Source organism: Bartonella sp. TT110JLCBS, assembly GCF_042193405.1.
Classification (GTDB): Bacteria; Pseudomonadota; Alphaproteobacteria; order Rhizobiales; family Rhizobiaceae; genus Bartonella.
In genome coordinates this window covers 126,860-144,696 of the sequence record NZ_JBHILT010000002.1, presented here as the reverse complement: position 1 = coordinate 144,696, position 17,837 = coordinate 126,860, and the positions used below count along the sequence as shown (strand labels likewise).

Below are 17,837 nucleotides of genomic sequence, written 5' to 3'. Positions count from 1 at the left end.
GAGATGAACCTACAATGAAAAAAAATGTTCTCATTATTGGTGCTGGAGGTGTTGCACAAGTTGTTGCACACAAATGTGCTCAAAACAATGATATTTTTGGTGAAATTCATATTGCTTCACGAACACTCAAAAAATGTGAAGCCATCATTGCTTCTATTAAAGAAAAAAACACAATGAAAGAGCAAGGTGTTCTCAAAAGCCATTCGCTCAATGCCATGAATGTAGAAGAAACTATAAAGCTCATCCAAAAGACCAAATGTGAAATTGTCATTAATGTTGGTTCTGCCTTTCTTAATATGTCTGTTCTTTCAGCTTGTATTGAAACCAAATGCGCTTATATCGATACCGCAATTCATGAAGACCCATTGAAAATTTGTGAAACACCTCCTTGGTATAGCAATTATGAATGGCCTCGGCGTCAAGAATGTGAAAAAGCTGGTATAACCGCTATTTTAGGAGCAGGTTTTGACCCAGGTGTAGTGAATGCTTATGCGGCATTAGCGCGCGATGATTATTTTGATAAAATCACAGATATTGATATTATCGATATTAATGCCGGAAATCATGGACGTTGGTTTGCTACAAATTTTGATCCAGAAATTAACTTCCGTGAATTTACAGGACAAGTATGGTCATGGCAAAATAAAAAATGGACTTCCAATAAAATGTTTGAAATCAGCCATGAATGGGATCTTCCCGTTGTGGGAAAACAAAAAGCCTATATGACAGGACATGATGAAATTCATTCACTTTCCAAAAATCTTGATGTAGAGAATGTCCGTTTCTGGATGGGATTTAGTGATCGTTATATCACTGTTTTTACGGTTCTAAAAAATCTCGGACTCTTATCCGAACAACCAATTAAAACGGCAGAAGGTCAAGAAGTTGTGCCCTTGAAAGTCGTAAAGGCCGTCTTACCTGACCCTTCCTCTCTTGCCCAAAACTACACAGGAAAAACCTGTATTGGGGATCTTATTAAAGGCGAAAAAGATGGAAACCCGAGAGAAATTTTTATCTATAACATAGCCGATCACAAACAAGCTTTTCATGAAACTGGAGCACAAGGCATTTCCTATACAGCTGGCGTACCAGCAGCCGCAACAGCCCTTCTTATTGCCACAGGCGAATGGGATGTTAAAACTATGGTCAATGTAGAGGAATTACCACCCCACCCTTTCCTTAAATATCTTGATCATATGGGGCTTCCCACTTTTATAAGAGAACAACAAGAGGATAAAAAATTACAATTTTAATACTTATAGAAAGCATATGCTTAATTTTTTAAGTTATCACAAAACTGCTCAATGAAAACAAACTTAATATTCTCGTGTAATTATGGTTTTCAAAAAAATTTTAGCTATTCGTTATATTTTGGCAACATTGCGATTTCTTAACAACCTTAAAGAAGAGACATATCATCTTTTTAAGACATAGCAAGCAATGATCAAGATAAACAGAGAAGCAAAAACTAATTTAATCACACTGTATGACTTGTCTTATCATAAAAAAGATAGTGTCATAAACAAAAGATATAAAAATACTGCTCTTTTAAATAAGAGCGGTATTTTTTAGAATATTCAATCCCTCCCCTCTTCATCTTAAATGACAAAGATCCTTAACCCACATCAATCATTAAACAATTCAATTTCTTTGGGTGAATTCCTTTTGACTTCCCTCTTCATATATAACGTTTTGATTTATAATAATAAATCATCATTTTCAATTTGATTCATAACGCTGAATACTATAAGATTCTCTTAATCACAAACTCTCTCACATTGAAGCAATTAAAATCTTTTGTCTGCACATCACAAACAAAGCAAGCGTATGAGTAAAAAATGACAAATTTCTCTTATGAAAACGCTCAAATAATAAAGAGCTTTAGCAATATTGAAAACTGAAAAAGTGTATTATAATGTCAGTGTGTACTTTTACTAAACATAAAGATGATGGTGCACAATAGGTCTTGTAACAGTTTGAATGAATTTCATATATTTCAAGAGGAACTTTACAGTTATACCATTCACGAGCCACCATCGCGAAGTAGATTTGAGCATTTTGAGAGATGTTTGCTTAACACAAAACACGCAGATAAGCTCGGAATCCTATCTTAAATATTTTATAACAGTATAAAAACTACCCCATATATAAAACTTTACATAGACTAAACACCACTGCTCTAAACGATAGTGCACAACAGGATAATCAATCAAAACTGCACAACAGATATCTAAAAAAGTAATTATCGAAAAGCATACAACAAATGGAACATTCCAATACTATTGGTTATATTCCTTTTTTTGTTGCATGCTTCACTAATATTTTCTGCCCCCCCCCGTGCCTTTTAAAATGTACTTTTTAAAAGCTTTTTAAATATGAAGTGGTTTAGCAAATGTTGCCAAAGCTGCCTCACGCACAGCTTCTGATAAGGTAGGATGTGCATGGCAACAACGTCCCAGATCTTCTGATGAACCACCAAATTCCATTAAAACTGCAATTTCATGGATCATTTCACCAGCACCAAATCCAAGAATATGTCCTCCTAATACCCTATCTGTTTTTTTATCAGAAAGGATTTTAACGAACCCATCACTCTTTTGCATTGCACGTGCACGACCATTGGCCATAAAAGGAAATTTGCCAACATTATATTCAATACCAGCAGTTTTTAGCTCTTCTTCTGTTCTTCCTACACTCGCAATTTCCGGCTGTGTATAAACAACACTAGGAATAACATCAAAATTAACATGCCCTTTTTGACCTGCCAAAATCTCTGCCACAGCAATGCCTTCTTCCTCTGCTTTATGTGCTAACATTGGCCCTTTTACGACATCACCAATTGCATAAATTCCTGGAACATTCGTCTGCCAATGGGCATCAATTGCAATAAATCCGCGTTCATCTAACTGAACACCAGCCTCTTGTAAGCCAAGCCCCTCTGTATAAGGAGAACGTCCAGTAGCAATAAGCACAACATCAGCCTCTAAAGTTTCAGCCTCACCACCTTTGACAGATTCAAAGCTCACCTGAGCAGTTGAGCTAGATTGTGTAACAGCTGTCACCTTTGCACCCGTTTTATATTCAATCCCCTGTTTTTCCATTAATTTCTGAAATTGCCGTGAAACTTCACCATCCATTGAGCCCAAAACTTTATTAAGATACTCAATAATGGTCACTTTAGCACCCAAACGGCTCCAAACTGATCCAAGTTCTGAACCAATGACACCAGCACCCACTACAATCATATGCGCTGGTACTTTTTCAAGTGAAAGGGCTCCCGTAGAAGAAACAATAGTCTTTTCATCAATTTCAACATTCACCCCTGGAATTCCTGAACTCTCTGAACCGGTAGCAATAATAATATTTTTTGTTTCAATTGTTTGTTTATTACCATCTCTGGCAACAACTTCCACATGACCCGCACTCAAAATTTTGGCTGTCCCAAAAAAAGTATCAACTTTATTTTTTTTCATCAAAAAAGAAACACCACTGGTATTGGCTGTCACCACAGCTTTCTTATGAACCATCATTTGTTCAAGATTAAGCTTAGATTTACCAATAGAAATACCAAGCGTTTCAAAACCATGCTGGGTTTCAGAAAACACTTCTGAAGCATGCAACAACGCTTTAGAAGGAATACAACCAACGTTGAGACATGTTCCTCCTAATGTTGTACGCTTTTCAATAATTGCTACTTTAAGTCCCAGTTGCGCCGCCTTTATTGCTGCTACATAACCACCTGGACCCGCTCCGATCACAGCCACATCATAAGACATCCGTTTCTCCTTTCATCCTGAAAACTGTATTTTACAAATCAAGAACAAGGCGTTCCGGATCTTCTAAGCTTTCCTTAACACGCACAAGGAAAGTTACAGCCTCTTGCCCATCCACAATACGGTGATCATAAGAAAGCGCTAAATACATCATGGGGCGGATCACAACTTGGCCCTCAACAACCATTGCTCGCTCTTTAATCGCGTGCATTCCCAAAATACCAGATTGTGGTGCATTCAAAATCGGTGTTGACATCAACGATCCATACACACCACCATTGGTAATGGTAAAAGTTCCACCTTGCATATCAGAAACGGCTAATTTTCCATCACGCGCAAGACGCCCCAAACGACCAATCTCTTTTTCAATCTCTGCCAATGACATTTGATCTGCATCTCGCACCACTGGAACAACAAGCCCTTTATCCGTTCCAACAGCAATTCCAACATTGACATAGTTTTTGTAAACAATATCTGTCCCATCAATCTCGGCATTAACAGCAGGAAGTTCTTTTAATGCATGACAAACAGCCTTGGTAAAAAAACCCATAAAACCAAGCTTAACACCATGTTTCTTTTCAAAAAGATCCTTATAACGCTTGCGCAAATCCATCACCGCTGACATATCAACCTCATTAAATGTGGTTAACATTGCTGCTACATTTTGTGCATCTTTAAGACGGCGAGCAATTGTTTGACGCAATTTCGTCATACGAACCCGCTCTTCACGTGTTTCTTGGACAGGAGTTGTCGAAGAACTCGTCGCAGAAGAAGAGGGTATAGGGGCATTTGTACTTTGTTTTAATCCACCAAGAACATCTTCTTTAAGAATTTGTCCACGTTTTCCAGAACCTGAAATATCGCTTTTTGCAACATTATTTTCAGCCATCAATTTTGCTGCTGAAGGAGAAGGAGGCATTGCACTGCTCAAAGCAGGTTTCTCCGATTCAGATGAAGGCGCTGGAACAAGTGTAGCAGAAGGTGAAAGTGATTGGGAGATACCAGCTTCTCCAGCTTTCACCACTCCTAAAAGAGCATTTACTTCAACCGTATCGCCTTCTTTTGCAATGATTTCAGATAATTTTCCAGCAACAGGAGAAGGAACTTCAACGGTTACCTTATCAGTTTCTAATTCAACCAAAGGCTCATCCATAGCGACAGCTTCGCCAAGTTTTTTAAACCATTTACCAACCGTTGCTTCGGTAACCGATTCGCCCAAAGTAGGAACACGAATTTCAGTAGTCATAATATTTTTCCATACATTCAGAGTAGTAATAAATTAAGAACCTAACGCGTCTTTAAGAAACGCAGCCAGTTGTTCAAGGTGTTTCACCATTAACCCAGAGGCCGGTGACGCACTCGCAGGACGACCTGCATAACGAGCACGTGAATATTGCGCATTAATATGCGTCAAAACCCATTCCAAATAAGGCTCAATAAATGACCAAGCCCCCATGTTTTTTGGTTCCTCTTGGCACCAAAAAACTTCTGCCTGCAAAAAGCGCGACAACACATTCACCAAAACTTTTGCAGGGAAAGGATAAAGCTGTTCAACACGAAGGAGGTAAACATCATCGATACCCTTTTTTTCACGTTCTTCATAAAGGTCGTAATAAACCTTACCAGTACAAAGAACGACACGGCGAATTTTATTATCTTTTTGCAACTTAATGACAGAATCTTTGAGACATTCTGCATCATCAAGCAACACACGACAGAAACTTGTTTCTGGCCCCATTTCATTGAGAAGAGAAACAGCTCGCTTATGACGTAAAAGTGATTTCGGTGTCATCAAAATCAATGGCTTACGGAAATCACGCTTAATTTGTCGACGCAAAATATGAAAATAATTTGCAGGGGTTGTACAATTAGCAACCTGCATATTATCTTCCGCACAAAGTTGAAGAAACCGTTCTAAACGTGCAGAAGAATGCTCCGGCCCTTGCCCTTCAAAACCATGAGGCAATAAACACACAAGACCAGACATACGAAGCCACTTACGCTCTGCGGATGAAATAAATTGATCAAAAATGACCTGTGCACCATTAGAGAAATCACCAAATTGTGCTTCCCAAAGTGTTAACCCTCGTGGTTCAGCAAGAGAATATCCATATTCAAAACCAAGAACAGCTTCTTCAGAAAGCATAGAATTAACAACGTCATAAAGCGCTTGCCCTTTTTGTAAATGATTCAAAGGAATATAACGCGCTTCATTCTCTTGATCATAAAGAACTGAATGACGTTGTGAAAAAGTTCCACGTTCAACATCTTCACCTGAAAGACGAACCGGCGCTCCTTCCAAACAAAGTGAACCAAAAGCTAAAGCTTCAGCGGTTGCCCAATCAACCCCCTCACCGGTTTCAAAAATTTTAGCACGATTATTTAAAAAACGTTGAATGGTTTTGTGAACGTGAAAATCTGCTGGAATTTCGACAAGTTTCTGACCAATTTCCTTTAAAGTTTTTAATTCAACACCGGTTGTTCTAGAATGCTGCTCATCAGAACTACTAAAAGCTTTGAGTCCCGTCCAGCTCCCATCAAGCCAATCAGCCTTATTAGGTTTATAAGAAGCACTTGCTTCAAGTTCACCTTCAAGTTTATCGCGCCATAATTTTTTTTGTTGCTCAATCTCTTCCGAAGTAATCATTCCTTCTGCTACCAATTGATCACTATAGAGTTGAAGAGTTGTTTTATGATTACGAATTGCTTTATACATAAGCGGCTGTGTAAAGGAAGGTTCATCACCTTCATTATGTCCATAACGGCGATAACAAAACATATCAATAACCACCGGTTTATGGAAAATTTGACGAAACTCTGTTGCTATTTTGGCAACAAAAACAACAGCCTCAGGATCATCACCATTCACATGGAAAATTGGTGCATCAATCATTTTTGCAACATCTGATGGATAAGGCGAAGAACGTGAAAAATGTGGAGATGTTGTAAACCCAATCTGATTATTGATAATAACATGAAGTGAACCTGCAACACGATAACCTTTAAGACCTGAAAGACCAAAAGTTTCTTGGATAACACCTTGTCCTGCAAAAGCAGCATCACCATGAATAAGCAATGGCAACACTTTTGAACGCTCACTTAAAGGGAGTGAATCAGTATGCGTAGGTCTTACAAGTTGATCTTGTTTAGCACGTGCTTTCCCCATAACAACCGGATCAACAATCTCAAGATGAGATGGATTAGCCAACAGCGATAAGTGAACTTTTTTACCATCAAAGTCCAGATCAGCGGTAGTTCCCAAATGATATTTAACATCACCGGATCCCTCCACATCATCAGGCTTATAAGATCCCCCTTTGAATTCATGAAAAATAGCTCTATGCGGTTTGGCAAGAACTTGTGAAAGAACATTTAAACGACCACGATGTGCCATTCCTAAAATAACTTCTTGCACCCCTAAAGTACTACCACATTTAATAATTTGTTCAAGAGCAGGAATCAGCGCTTCACCACCATCGAGTCCAAAACGCTTCGTACCTTTATACTTAGTGTCTAAAAACTGTTCGAATCCTTCTGCCTGAATAAGCTTATTCAGGATAGCTTTCTTATCTTGTTGTGTGAAAGCCATTTTCTTATCTCGCCCCTCAATGCGTTCTTGAAGCCATGCTTTCTGAACCGGATCAGAAACATGCATATATTCCACACCGATTGTTGAACAATAGGTACGATTGAGAATCTCAAGCATTTGTGGAATAGTTGCATATTCCAACCCTAAAATATTATCAATAAAAATGGGACGCTCATAATCAGCTGGAGTAAAACCATAAGCTTCTGGAGAAAGTTCCTTATAATCCTCTAATTTTTCTGCCAATTTAAGAGGATCAAGCTGCGCATGGAGATGCCCCCGTGCTCGAAACGCACGAATCATCATAATTGCATGAACAGAATCACGTGTTGCACGAATAATATCTTGTTCACCGGAAATTCTTCCCTTTTGAGCAGCACCCGTTACTGCTTTTTCTTTTAATTTATCACCAAGATATTTTTCGAGAGAAGACCAATCACCATCAAGAGCAGAAACCAACTCGCCATCCGCCTTTAATGGCCAATGATCATGTTGCCATGTTGCTCCTTCAGCATTTTTGAGAACATCTTCTTTGTTATCATGAAGGCCTGCAAAAAAAGCACGCCACTGTGAATCAACACTGGTAGGATCTTTTTCATACTGGGCATAAAGTTGATCTATATAATCCGCATTCCCACCATAAAGAAATGACGTCTGTGCAAAAAGACTATTTATCTCGTCCTGCCTTGCCATATACCTCTCCGGAACATTTATTCCGTCTCCTCATATCTCTTTTCGACCTTTAAATGCTTACAAAGCAAGTGAGGGTTCGAACATTCAAAAAAGCTTTACCTTTTTATATTCAAATTTTTTTCACCTGAATATAAGAACATATTCTTATTCAGGTGAAATTTTCTTTTAGCCTTTTAAAACTGACATCAAAGTCTTACCTATCTGTGATGGTGAAGGAGAAACCCGAATTCCGGCGGATTCCATTGCCGCAATTTTATCTTCTGCCCCACCTTTACCACCAGAAATAACAGCGCCAGCATGTCCCATTGTACGTCCTGGAGGAGCCGTACGGCCAGCAATAAAGCCAACAACTGGCTTTTTACGACCTTTTCTTGCTTCATCTTGCAAAAACTGTGCTGCTTCTTCTTCAGCAGAACCACCAATCTCACCAATCATAACAATAGACTGGGTTTCATCATCTGCTAAAAACATTTCCAACACATCAATAAATTCAGTACCCTTAACAGGATCACCACCAATCCCTATCGCAGTTGTTTGTCCGAGACCTTCCTGACTCGTTTGAAAAACGGCTTCATAAGTTAAAGTTCCCGACCTCGAGACAACTCCAACAGAACCTTTTCTAAAAATAGAACCAGGCATAATACCAATTTTACATTCATTGGGTGTGAGAATACCGGGGCAATTAGGACCAATAAGACGAGACTTTGAGTTTTCTAATCGCGCCTTCACTTTAACCATATCCATAACGGGAATACCTTCCGTAATACAGATAATTAAACGAACTTCAGCTTCAATAGCCTCTATAATAGCTGCCGCAGCCCCTGCAGGAGGAACATAAATAACGGAAGCATCCGCGCCTGTTTTTTCTTTTGCTTCTGCAACATTAGCAAAGATAGGAAGAGTTTCGCCCTTTGAACCTTCCCATGTTTCTCCACCCTTTTTAGGATTAACGCCACCAACCATTTGTGTACCATGATAAGCAAGCGCCTGTTCTGTATGAAATGTTCCTGTTTTTCCTGTAAGCCCTTGAACGAGAACTTTTGTCTTTTTATTCACAAGAATTGACATAGCTTAAGCTCCCTTCACAGCTGCAACAATTTTTTGGGCAGCATCATCTAAATCATCAGCAGGAATAACATTCAAACCACTCTCATTGATAATTTCTTTACCCTTATCAACATTAGTGCCTTCAAGACGAACAACCAAGGGAACTTTTAAACCAACCTCACGAACAGCAGCAACCACACCTTCAGCAATAACATCACAACGCATAATACCACCAAAAATGTTAACCAAAATGCCCTTAACATTTGGATCGGCCGTAATAATCTTAAAAGCTGCTGTCACCTTTTCTTTTGATGCCCCACCACCAACATCCAAAAAATTTGCCGGCTCAGCTCCATAAAGCTTAATGATATCCATTGTTGCCATAGCAAGCCCAGCACCATTAACCATGCAACCAATCGTACCCTCAAGAGCAACATAAGCAAGATCATGCTTTGATGCTTCTATTTCCTTTGGATCTTCTTCTGAAAGATCGCGCAATTCTAAAATATCTGGATGACGAAACAAAGCATTATTGTCAAAAGACACTTTCGCATCAAGAACACGCAAGTGACCATCTTTCATCACAATAAGCGGATTGATTTCTAAAAGGCTCATATCTTTTTCACAAAATGCCTTATAGAGAATTGGAAAAAGCTTTTCACCATCTTCTCGCGCACTACTTTGTAGTTTTAACGCATCACAAAGTCTTGCACAATCAGCAGAAGTAACACCCTCTACAGCATCAATGGGAAGTGTGAATATTTTTTCTGGTGTTTCTTCAGCAACCGTTTCAATATCCATTCCACCTTCTGTTGAAACAACAAAAGCAATTCGACCAACGCTACGATCAACCAAAAGTGAAAGATAAAGCTCCCGTTCAATATCGGCACCGTCTTCAATATAAAGGCGGTTGACCTGCTTACCTTCTGGACCAGTTTGTTTAGTTACCAAAGTCTTTCCAAGCATTTCTTGAACATTTGCAACAACTTCTTCAACAGATTGTGCAAGCCGAACACCACCCTTTGCATCAGGACCAAGTTCTTTAAACTTACCCTTACCACGACCACCAGCGTGTATCTGACTTTTAACCACATAGAGAGGTCCGGGCAATTTTTCCGCCCATGTTTCAGCTTGCTCTACAGAATAAACAGCGACACCATTTGCAATTGGTGCTCCATATTCATGAAGCAGACGTTTGGCCTGATACTCATGGATATTCATGCATTTGTCCTTTTCTTTTATGGATCATTATTAATCCTAAAGTTTTAATATTCTAAATACTTATTTAATGAATTAAATCTTGTTCAATTTACTTGAGACTAGGCACAAGAGCAATACAAGCTTCACAAAGCTTTTTAACCGCATTTACTGAATGATCAAAAGCACCTCTTTCTTCTTTATCAAGATCAATTTCAATGACCCTTTCAACACCACCTGCACCAAGTACAACAGGAACACCAACGTAGGTATCATTAACCCCATATTCCCCTGAAAGATAAGCTGCAACAGGCACAACACGCTTAGTGTCCTTTAGATAAGCCTCAGCCATAGAAACAGCAGAAGCTGCTGGTGCATAATAAGCAGAACCTGTTTTTAACAAACCAATAATTTCTGCACCGCCATCACGGGTACGCTGGATAATTTGATCAATTCTTTCCCATGTTGTCCAGCCCATCTTTACAAGATCCGGCAAAGAAATACCACCAACCGTTGAATAACGCACGAGAGGAACCATTGTATCACCGTGACCCCCTAAAACAAACGCTGTCACATCTTTAATAGAGACCTTAAATTCCTCAGATAAGAAATGACGAAAACGCGCTGAATCAAGAACACCAGCCATACCAACCACTTTATGTGTAGGAAGACCTGAAAATTTCTGCAATGCCCACACCATCGCATCAAGGGGATTGGTAATACAAATAACAAACGCCGAAGAAGCGTATTTTTTAATTCCAGCTCCAACTTGTTCCATAACCTTTAAATTAATGCCCAAAAGTTCATCACGGCTCATACCAGGTTTTCGCGCAACGCCTGCTGTTACAATAACAACATCAGCACCTTCAATTGCTTCATAAGCATTAGCACCTTTTAGACTAATATCAAAACCGTCAACAGGTGAGGATTCGGCGATATCTAGAGCTTTACCTTGAGGTACACCTTCTGCAATATCAAATAAGATAACATCAGCAAGCTCTTTAAGCCCAATAATATGTGCTAAAGTACCACCAATCATACCTGAACCAATGAGAGCTATTTTTTTTCGTGCCATTTTATTTTTTCCTAACTTTTAGATAATTCAGCGCACACCCATCAGCGTCCGTATACTGAATATTTTTGACTTCAACCATATTCAAACAATATCATAAAAAGGAGTAAAGAAATGAAATTTACAAATTTATCTCCTTACAGAAACAACAACCCTCCGCTGAAACAACTATTAGAAAATTATCACGATGTATCGATAAAGTGAATTTAAAAAAAATACAACAGAATTATTATATTTCTTTAATTTCAAAAAGTTATTGTTTTTACAGTTTACGTAAAGGTAAAAGTATAATCAATGCTTCTTCTTCAAAAGAAAATGTTCTTCCCAAAGTTTTAAATAATCGTAGCTTTGCATTTCGAAAAGACGTGATTGTGTTCTTTGAAATTCAAATGTTTCCGTAATCTGCGCATGCCCTTTATACAAATCTCCTATCCCTGCCGCCGCCGACATAAACAACCGTATGTGGCGCTCATAAAGAATATCAATAAGCAAAATAAACCGTTTTGTTTCATTGCGACATGTATCATCCATGACCGGTACATTATCAATAAAAATCGTATGATAACGCTCCCCTAATAACAAATATTCAGCTGCGGCCAAAGGCTTTGCACATAAATCCCCATAATCAAAACGTGCACATCCTGCACCAAAGCGCGGAATAGGAATAAAGCGCCCTTTTATAGAAAGCTCATCAGATCTCTCCTTATGTCCTTGTAATACAAGTGACCATGCTTGATCCATATATTCATTTGCTTTAACCCCCAACGGCGACACATACACCTGTTGTAGATTTGATTTTTCAAGGCGATAATCTGTTTTTGCATCAAGATTAACAACGCGAACATATGCTTTTAAAACCTGAATAAAAGGTAAAAAGAGTTCACGATTTAAACCGTTACAATAAAGGTTATCCGGCGCCACGTTTGAGGTGGCAATAAAGAAAATTCCTTTGTCAAACAATGCAGAAATAAGCCGCCCCAACACCATAGCATCAGCAATATCTGTTACACTAAACTCATCAAAACAAAGTACCTTTGCTTCTCGTGCTAGATCTTCAGCAACAGCTAAAATAGGATTATCCTGTTTAAATTTTGCACACCCAGATGATTGACGATAAAAATTAATACGCTCATGCACATCAGCCATAAAATCATTAAAATGGGCACGCTTTTTATGACCTTTCGGCAAACAAGAAAAGAACAAATCCATCAGCATGGTTTTGCCCCGTCCTACTTCACCATAAATATACAATCCCTGAAAAAAACCTGTTTCATCTCCTTGTTTTACAACACAAGAAATATTTCGTTTTTTCCTTTTAAATATTCTATTAAAGAAAGAACAAAATATAGAAGGCCAAGGACGAGAGATATTTTGTTCCGCAATTTTTTTTAATAAATGATCAAAATTTTCTGTTATAGCTAATTGAGCGGTATCGAAACAAACCTCTCCTTTATCGACAAGCTCCTTATAACGTGTTGAAACGAGAATCATCCAAAAAACCTTTTTCAAACCGATCTCAATGAAAAATACAAATACTTTTCACGAATCTGTCCGTCTAGTTTATTTTGTCATAAACGATCAAAAATGATTAACGACTTAAAATAACGGGATGATCATCAAGTGTACGTCCCTCAAAATGATCAACTTTTGAAGAATAAAGAGCAAGGATAACACGTCCAGATTTATTATAAAAATATAATCTTTTTCCTTTAACAGCCCACGACCTCACTTGGGAAGCAATTCCTGGACAGTGTAAAGGACCAGCACGGTATCCTTGTCCAAACTTTGTTTGTGGCGTTGCAATCCGGCAAACTTTTCCTTCCATAGAAAGATTCCATACCCCAGCAATACTTGCAGGAAATAAATCAGTGGCATTGCTTGGCAATTCGAGACTAGCTATTCGTCCATCGCTCTGTGAATCTCCTTTTTCATACATCGAAGCGTTTGCATCTTCAGATATAGGCGAAGAAGTAGACGAGAGATCAGACGCTTCCAATATTGTCATTTGTTGAGATGGATAAAAAACTTCTAATGCGTTACCATCGTCATTACCGTCAAACCGTGTTGTTGAACATCCCCCTAAAAACATTACAGTTGATAGTGCAACGAAAAACGAAATTTTTGAAAACGCCATATCTATACTCTCTCCTATGACAATAAATAAGTTCACAAAAAAAATAAGTGAATATTTGTTATGGTTACAAAGATAAATTAACAAATTAAAAAAAACAGGTTAAAATTACTTATTTTAAACGAAATAATTTATGTACCCATTTTTATATTGATTAAACACTAGAAATTTATAATATTTTCAGTCATATATTTTTTTATAAGTAATCATTAGAAATAGAGAAGTTTCATGAAAACGCCATTTAGCAAAATGGACGGTCTTGGAAATCAAATTATTGTTGTTGATATGCGTGAAAGCACTCATGCTCTTACACCACAAGCAATCCTTGCTTTATCAGCAGATCCTGAAATGCATTTTGATCAAATCATGGCTATCCACACACCAACCCAAAAAAAAGCCGACTTCCGCATAGAAATATGGAATGCCGACGGGTCAATAGCTAAAGCTTGTGGCAATGGTACCCGCTGTGTCATTGCATGGCTTAAAGATCACAATTTTGGTGAAAAATTTCATTTAGAAACTCCCGCTGGAATTATTAAAGGGAAATACCAAACCGATAATCTCATTTCTGTTGATATGGGATGCCCAAACTTCAATGCAAAAGAGATGCCTGTTTCACGTGAAATAGTTGATACCAATCACGTAGAAATTACGGCTGGTCCCCTAAAAGATGCTTGTCTCATATCCATTGGCAATCTCCATGCTATCTTTTTTGTTGAAAATGATATTGAACATATTCCATTAGAAAAATATGGGCCCAAACTTGAACATGATCCCCTGTTTCCTGAACGGTGCAATATTTCCATTGCTTGCATAACGTCAAAGAAAAGTCTAAATTTACGCACATGGGAGAGAGGAGCTGGATTAACACAAGCATGTGGGAGCGCTGCTTGTGCAAGTGCAGTAGCTGCTTATCGACGTGGTCTTACAGAGCGCCATATCGATGTAAACTTACCAAGGGGAACACTTAATATTTTTTACCGAGAAGACGATCACATTATTATGACAGGACCAATAAAATATCAATTTAGTGGTTTTTTAAGCCCTTTAACAGGGGACTACAAAAAGGATCACTCCTGATGGCAATAGAAATTGTAACTTTTGGTTGTCGACTCAATAGCTACGAATCGGAAATCATTCGCAAAGAAAGTACTTCTTCAGGGTTAGAGCAGCTCAAAGATGGTGCGATTATTTTTAATACCTGCGCTGTCACTGCCGAAGCTGTACGACAAGCAAAACAAGCTATCCGCAAAGCACGACGTGAAAATCCCCGTGCACGTATCATTGTAACAGGGTGTGCAGCCCAAACAGAAGCACAAAATTTTGCCTCAATGACAGAAGTGGATCTCGTTTTAGGAAACGAAGATAAACTTCACGCCCATTCTTATCGTCAACTTCCTGATTTTGGTATTAATCATTCTGAAAAGGTGCGTATCAATGACATTATGGAAGTACAAAAAATTGCTCCACATATGGTCAATGCAATGCAAGAGCGCACCCGCGCTTTTGTACAAGTACAAAACGGATGTGATCATCGCTGTACATTTTGCATTATTCCTTATGGACGAGGACCATCTCGTTCAGTTCCCATGGGTGCTGTCATAGAACAAATTAAAAAGCTTATAGGTGGGGGTATCCAAGAGGTGGTCCTTACAGGTGTTGACCTTACAAGTTATGGCCACGATCTTCCTGGAAAAGCTACTCTAGGAAAATTAACTTCAGCAATTTTGCATCATGTCCCTGACTTAACACGTTTACGCCTCTCATCTATTGACTCTATTGAAGCAGACGAAGAACTCATCAATCTTTTAGCTTATGAAAAAAGAATCATGCCCCATTTGCATTTATCTTTGCAAGCAGGTGATAATATGATTTTAAAACGGATGAAACGGCGTCATCTGCGCGAACATGCCATTCAATTTTGCCAAGAATTGCGTGCCAAACGTCCTACAATGGTTTATGGTGCTGACTTAATTGCTGGTTTTCCTACAGAAACAGAAGAAATGTTTCAAAACAGTCTTGTTTTAATCAAAGATTGTAATTTAACCCATCTCCATGTCTTCCCCTTTAGTCCAAGAGAAGGAACACCTGCCGCACGTATGCCACAAATCAACCGTAAAATAGTTAAGATGCGTGCTGAAAAATTGCGTAAAGCAGGTGAAATGGCTTACCAAAAGCATCTTGCTCATTTACAAAACAGTCTACAAACAATTCTCGTTGAAAAAGATGAAATCGGACGAACAGAAGATTATACTCTTGTACAAGTTAAAGGTGCAAAAGCAGGAACAATTGTTCAAGCCCTTATAGTTGATCATGATGGCGATAAATTGATTGCTGTCCCTCCAAAGTTAAACGCTGCTTGAGCAGGAAAATTCTTATGACGAAATCTTTTATAAAAAAAATATTCTCTTTTAACAAATCTCAAGAGCAAGAAATTGAACAACAGATTTCTATTCCTGATAAAAGCGATATAATAGAAGAAAATAAAGACAAAAATGAAAAGACAAAAAATAACCAAGTTTCTATAGACACAGAAAAAGAAGAACAAACAAAAAATCCAGAGTCAATACTTACAAAATATGATGAAAAATCCTCATCTTTAGAAGCCCATTCTGATAAAATTCCCCTTTCTGGTAAAATTATTGTCACAGACAACATCCGTGAAAAAAAGAATGAAGAAATTTTATCTGAACCTTCTGTTGAACAAAAAAAGGTAGCGTGGTTTGGGCGCCTAAAAAAAGGTCTATCCCTTTCTTCACAACGCTTAAGCGGATCAATTGGCGATCTCTTTGTTAAAAGAAAACTTGATGAAGATACATTGCAAGAGCTCGAAGATATTCTTATCCAAGCTGACATAGGTGTAGAGACGGCAACACGCATCACAAATACTTTATCTTCCAGCCGTTATGGAAAAGACCTCTCTCCAAATGACATTCATACTATTGTAGCTGATGAGATAAAAAAAGTTCTAGAACCTGTTGCAATACCATTAGAACTTGATCTTAGCCATAAGCCTCATGTTATTTTGCTGGTAGGTGTAAATGGCACTGGAAAAACGACAACTATTGGAAAACTTGCAGCCAAATTAACAGCAGGGGGATTAAAAGTTATGCTTGCAGCTGGTGATACTTTCCGAGCCGCTGCTATTGAGCAACTGCATATTTGGGGTGAGCGCACCGGTTCTCCTGTCATTTCGACAAAATTGGGTGCAGATGCCGCAAGTTTAGCTTTTGATGCTTTTGAGAAAGCAAAAAAAGCAAACAGTGATATATTAATTATTGATACAGCAGGACGTTTACAAAATAAATCTGAATTAATGGATGAGTTGGCAAAAATTATTCGTGTTTTAAAAAAACACACCCCCCAAGCACCCCATACAATCCTTCAAACGCTTGATGCAACAACCGGACAAAATGCACTCAACCAAGTGGATATTTTCCGCGATATTGCTGGTGTTAATGGTTTAGTCATGACAAAGCTAGATGGGACTGCACGAGGAGGAATTCTTGTCGCTATCGCAGCAAAATATAAATTACCCGTTTATTTTATCGGCATAGGAGAAGATATTGAAGATCTTCAACCCTTTTCTGCTTCTGACTTTGCCGAAACTATCGCAGGAAAACACGCATGAAACAGCCTTTGTCTAATCCTAATTCACACAATAATTCTGAAAAAAATATGAATAATAATAAGAAAGTTTCTCTCTCACCCAAATTTAAGTTTTTCTTGGAAATGGGTCCATTAGTTGCCTTCTTTTTTGCCAATTACAAAGGAGAGTGGTTAATAAAAAACATTGGATTTTTTCAAAATTTTAACAAACCTATTTTCCCTGCAACAGCTATTTTCATGGGAGCGATTATTATTTCTCTAAGCTTATCATGGATACTTGTAAGACAAATTCCTATTATGCCTCTTATTTCGGGAATATTTGTTTTAGTTTTTGGCTTTTTAACTCTCTGGCTTCATAATGAAACTTTCATAAAAATGAAACCAACAATCATTAATATCTTATTTGCTTTTATACTTTTTGGTGGGATGTTTTTTAAAAAACCACTTTTACGTTATGCTTTTGATTCTACCTTAAAACTTGATGATTTAGGTTGGCAAAAACTGACCTATCGTTGGGCGTTTTTTTTCGTTTTTCTTGCTATTTTGAATGAAATCATTTGGCGCAATTTTAGCGATAATTTCTGGACTAATTTCAAAGTATTTGGTGTCATGCCTATAACAGTCCTTTTCATGCTTACCCAAATGCCTATCATTATAAAACATTCAGAAGGACTTTTTACAGAAGAGGACAAATCTGATTCTTAAAAAATTCACCACTACCGATTATTT

The 17,837-nt window shown here is 38.1% G+C and carries 13 protein-coding genes; 5 read left to right on the top strand and 8 right to left on the bottom strand.

Translation table 11 applies throughout. The annotated features are described in order from the left end of the window. Nucleotides 1-14 precede the first annotated feature (14 nt). Complete coding sequence (locus ACFILW_RS01670; protein WP_375684969.1) at nucleotides 15-1,253, top strand: saccharopine dehydrogenase NADP-binding domain-containing protein; 1,239 nt, start codon at nucleotides 15-17, stop codon at nucleotides 1,251-1,253. A 1,116-nt stretch (nucleotides 1,254-2,369) separates the two neighbouring features. Here the strand turns inward: ACFILW_RS01670 and lpdA are convergent. From lpdA to ACFILW_RS01630, 8 genes are all read right to left on the bottom strand, one after another. Continuing rightward, nucleotides 2,370-3,776 (bottom strand): dihydrolipoyl dehydrogenase, encoded by a 1,407-nt coding sequence (lpdA, locus tag ACFILW_RS01665; protein WP_375684968.1) that lies wholly within the window; start codon nucleotides 3,774-3,776, stop codon nucleotides 2,370-2,372. A gap of 31 nt (nucleotides 3,777-3,807) precedes the next feature. Continuing rightward, nucleotides 3,808-5,019, bottom strand: a complete 1,212-nt coding sequence (odhB, locus tag ACFILW_RS01660) for a 2-oxoglutarate dehydrogenase complex dihydrolipoyllysine-residue succinyltransferase (RefSeq protein WP_375684967.1) — start codon at nucleotides 5,017-5,019, stop codon at nucleotides 3,808-3,810. Between the two features lie 33 nt (nucleotides 5,020-5,052). Beyond that, on the bottom strand, nucleotides 5,053-8,052 hold the full coding sequence (locus tag ACFILW_RS01655) for a 2-oxoglutarate dehydrogenase E1 component (RefSeq protein WP_375684966.1): 3,000 nt from the start codon (nucleotides 8,050-8,052) through the stop codon (nucleotides 5,053-5,055). 165 nt (nucleotides 8,053-8,217) lie between these two features. Beyond that, the gene (sucD, locus tag ACFILW_RS01650) at nucleotides 8,218-9,120 is read right to left on the bottom strand and encodes a succinate--CoA ligase subunit alpha (protein ID WP_375622073.1); all 903 of its coding nucleotides are present in this window, start codon (nucleotides 9,118-9,120) and stop codon (nucleotides 8,218-8,220) included. Nucleotides 9,121-9,123: 3 nt separating this feature from the next. Beyond that, the gene (gene sucC, locus ACFILW_RS01645) at nucleotides 9,124-10,320 is read right to left on the bottom strand and encodes an ADP-forming succinate--CoA ligase subunit beta (protein ID WP_375622072.1); all 1,197 of its coding nucleotides are present in this window, start codon (nucleotides 10,318-10,320) and stop codon (nucleotides 9,124-9,126) included. Nucleotides 10,321-10,408: 88 nt separating this feature from the next. After that, entirely contained in the window at nucleotides 10,409-11,371 is a 963-nt protein-coding gene (mdh, locus tag ACFILW_RS01640) for a malate dehydrogenase (protein WP_375645626.1), read from the bottom strand. A 288-nt stretch (nucleotides 11,372-11,659) separates the two neighbouring features. Next, entirely contained in the window at nucleotides 11,660-12,859 is a 1,200-nt protein-coding gene (gene zapE / locus ACFILW_RS01635) for a cell division protein ZapE (RefSeq protein ID WP_375622070.1), read from the bottom strand. A 97-nt stretch (nucleotides 12,860-12,956) separates the two neighbouring features. Continuing rightward, nucleotides 12,957-13,502, bottom strand: a complete 546-nt coding sequence (locus ACFILW_RS01630) for an AprI/Inh family metalloprotease inhibitor (protein ID WP_375622069.1) — start codon at nucleotides 13,500-13,502, stop codon at nucleotides 12,957-12,959. Between the two features lie 225 nt (nucleotides 13,503-13,727). Here ACFILW_RS01630 and dapF point away from each other — a divergent pair, with 225 nt between their 5' ends. Genes dapF through ACFILW_RS01610 form a run of 4 tightly spaced genes read left to right on the top strand, consistent with a single transcriptional unit; the run spans nucleotide 13,728 to nucleotide 17,813 of the window. After that, nucleotides 13,728-14,579, top strand: coding sequence for a diaminopimelate epimerase (dapF, locus tag ACFILW_RS01625; protein WP_375645627.1), 852 nt, complete (start codon nucleotides 13,728-13,730; stop codon nucleotides 14,577-14,579). Beyond that, entirely contained in the window at nucleotides 14,579-15,862 is a 1,284-nt protein-coding gene (mtaB, locus tag ACFILW_RS01620; protein ID WP_375622067.1) for a tRNA (N(6)-L-threonylcarbamoyladenosine(37)-C(2))-methylthiotransferase MtaB, read from the top strand. The genes dapF and mtaB overlap by 1 nt, the downstream gene beginning before the upstream one ends. Before the next feature lie 14 nt (nucleotides 15,863-15,876). Then, a complete protein-coding gene (ftsY, locus tag ACFILW_RS01615) occupies nucleotides 15,877-17,130 on the top strand; it encodes a signal recognition particle-docking protein FtsY (protein WP_375645628.1) in 1,254 nt (417 codons plus the stop codon). Beyond that, nucleotides 17,127-17,813 carry a septation protein A gene (locus ACFILW_RS01610; protein ID WP_375622065.1) on the top strand — a complete coding sequence of 229 codons (687 nt, stop codon included), beginning with the start codon at nucleotides 17,127-17,129 and terminating at the stop codon, nucleotides 17,811-17,813. Before ftsY ends, ACFILW_RS01610 begins: the two co-directional genes overlap by 4 nt. Nucleotides 17,814-17,837: the final 24 nt, after the last annotated feature.